The organism is Bacillus sp. S4 (genome assembly GCF_040838205.1).
Classification (GTDB): Bacteria; Bacillota; Bacilli; order Bacillales; family Bacillaceae_G; genus Bacillus_A; species Bacillus_A cereus_U.
This window is the reverse complement of the sequence record NZ_JBFPJI010000391.1, coordinates 1-2,831: the sequence shown is the minus strand read 5'-3', so window position 1 is coordinate 2,831 and position 2,831 is coordinate 1. Positions and strand designations below refer to the sequence as shown.

Genomic DNA, 2,831 nt, shown 5'->3' with positions numbered 1-2,831 from the left:
CTTTACCACCTGTGGTTTGGCTACCGCCATAAATTCATTAGTAATACTTTCTATACGCTCAATCTCTGATGATACTATATTTATATAACTCTGATTATTCTCAGTTTCCGTTGATTTTAGTAATTGCATAAACCCTTTCATTGCGGTTAATGGATTATTAATTTCATGAGCCATTGCAGTCGCTAATTGTCCTACGACAGCAAGTTTTTCAGATTTCCGTAGTAATTCTTCTGTTTTTAGCCGTTCAGTGATATCACGAGAAATACTCAGGAAAACTTTTTTACCATTTAAGTTAAAAACACGGACACTAAACTCAGTTGTTATTATTTTTCCTGTTGGAAAAGCATATTCATCTTGCAAAGTGAAGGAAGTTTGTCCCTCTCTAATTTTTTCTAACAACCTTACAATCATTTTAGAATCTTGTGGTACTACATTTGGAAATGGTAACGATAGCAGCTCTTCTCTACTATATCCAAATCTTTTACAACCAACAGGGTTTACCTCAATGAATCGACTTGGAACATGATTTTCATTCAGCTCTACTACATATACTGCATCAGTTGCTTGTTCGATTAGTGCACGGTACTTCATTTCACTATCTTTTAATTGTTGGTGTAATCGATGTCGTTCTCTTTCTGCTTGTTTTCTTTCAGAGATGTCTCTACATATTGCAGATAAAGCTATCACATTTCCTCTTACGTCTAGTATAGGAGAAACTGTCAGACTGACATCAAGAAGACTTCCATCGTTACGTCGTCTAACAGTTTCTAATCTAGTAATTACGGATTCTCCTGTTAGAATTTTCTGAATATCTTTAAGTGATTCTTCCATTAAGAAATCTGGTACACAGGGTAATCTCTTACCTATGATTTCTTGTAATGACCATCCAAATATCTTTTCATAAGCTTTATTTGCTTGTAAAATATGCCCTTCTCGATCAGAAATGGTAATAGCATCTACATTATGCTTTATAAATGATTCTAGTAATTCTTTGGTAGCTCTTAATTCTGATTCTACCTTTTTCCTTTCGGTTATATCGACTGTAGAACCAACAACTTCAATAACTTGTCCATTTCGTTTAATCGGCCTAAGTGCAATAAGAATAATCGTTTTATCATCTGGCCAGGGTAATTCGAATATAATTTCTTTCCCTTCCCATGCCTGAAGATAATACTTCATCAATTGTGGAACTAAATGTGGTGGAACAATAGAAGCATCAATAGTCCGTAAGCTTTTTCCTACCACCTGTTCAGAATAAAATCCTTTTTGATAATAAAACTGTCCATCACATAAAGTGTGTATAAAGTGTTTACCCACTTTTTTAAATTTAAAAATCCCTCCTTGAAGCTCATGTACGGTATCTGTGAGTTCTTGCTTCGATTTTTTTAATTCCCGATTCATTTTAGATAAGTCCTGTGTTAAATAATACAATCTCTGGTAGGCTTCCATAAGAAATAGCCCAATTAAAAGTCCTAATGCTATATATAATAAGCCTCCTGTGTAAAGTAATGTAGTATTAAATAATACACCAACTAACCACTTTATTCCGACAAAAACAGAAAAATATAAAGATGCACTTTTAAAAGGATGAGGGTTTTTAAAATATGTTTTAAAAGTAACAAATAGGATACCCAAACCTAAATAAGCAATCACAGGAGGTTCCCAGTAACCTCCAATGTAAAAGATACGCATTATAATAATGCTAATTAACGTAATCCAACCAGCAATGCGACCAAAGTAAATAAAAGATAGAATAAGAGGAACAACTCGAAGATCGTAGGAAAATCCCATGTATGGAAAAGAAAAGAGCATCAAAGTAACTGCAATAATCCCTCCATAGAATTTTTCGAAATATCGCCTGGAATGAATCAAAAACACTTGAATAAATATTGCTGCGCTAACTAATAGAGAAAAAATAGAAAGATTGATGAAATAGTCTTTAATAATCATGTAATGTCCCTCCTTGCATTAAGTATATTCGACAAAAAAGCAGAAAATCCTACAAATAGTATAAACAGTTCAGGTGCAAAACAATTAAAATAGATGTAAATAATCTTTAAATCTTGGACATTCTGAGATCCAAAAATTCTCTAAAGCAAATATTGAATTTACAAAAACCATGCTTTTTTAGACTCATATAATCATATCTACAAAAAGCAACCAGAAATATTTACTTTCATAATGGAAGTGCTCTTTTCTAGTCTAATAAAAGCAATATATCGTTTTATTGCACCAAAACTTGAAGAAAGAAATCTTCTCGAAAAGACAGAAGTACTGCATAAATTCCAAAGCACTCGGCAGAAATCAACATTCCATTTTAACAGCAATCTTATTTAGTCTGAAATTTCAATTTAACTACAAAAACGATCCTTTTTGTAGGAACCTACAGAAAAGATCGTTTTTTTAACTCTTATTCTTTGCTGAAATGCTCATTTATGATGGGATCAAGTGATGGACCAAATATTCCCCTTTTTTAAAACCTACGCGATTTCTTCAAAGTCTCCAATATATCATCTGTAAAAGCAGTATCCCCCTCTGCTTCAGTAAAAAGGTTTGGGTTCCGTAACGACATGATAGGCGTTATTAATAAAACTTAAACTAGAAATTCAAATGAAATTTATATATTCTTTTGAGTGTTTTTAAAAGAAAGCATCGTCCCCTCACTATTTGATTGTAAAGTGTATTTTATATTGAACATCTTTGATATATCTTCAATATTTTTTAATCCTATTCCCGTTCCTTTGACATTTATATCAAAGCCAATTCCATTATCTCTAAAGGAAACAATATCTTCATCTATAATGATTTTGAGTTTTTTAGCTTGTGAATGT

Annotated in this window: 1 protein-coding gene and 2 pseudogenes; 1 reads left to right on the top strand and 2 read right to left on the bottom strand. The window is 32.3% G+C overall.

Annotated elements, in window-relative coordinates; translation table 11 throughout:
• On the bottom strand, positions 1–1,950 hold a 1,950-nt coding region (locus tag AB3X48_RS20620; RefSeq protein WP_367959882.1), incomplete at its 3' end, for a PAS domain S-box protein.
• A gap of 118 nt (positions 1,951–2,068) precedes the next feature.
• Between AB3X48_RS20620 and AB3X48_RS20615 the strand changes: the two are divergent.
• Positions 2,069–2,331 (top strand): annotated as a pseudogene (locus AB3X48_RS20615) (hypothetical protein); the annotation flags it as partial.
• A gap of 286 nt (positions 2,332–2,617) precedes the next feature.
• Here the strand turns inward: AB3X48_RS20615 and AB3X48_RS20610 are convergent.
• A pseudogene (locus AB3X48_RS20610) lies at positions 2,618–2,831 on the bottom strand (two-component sensor histidine kinase); the annotation flags it as partial.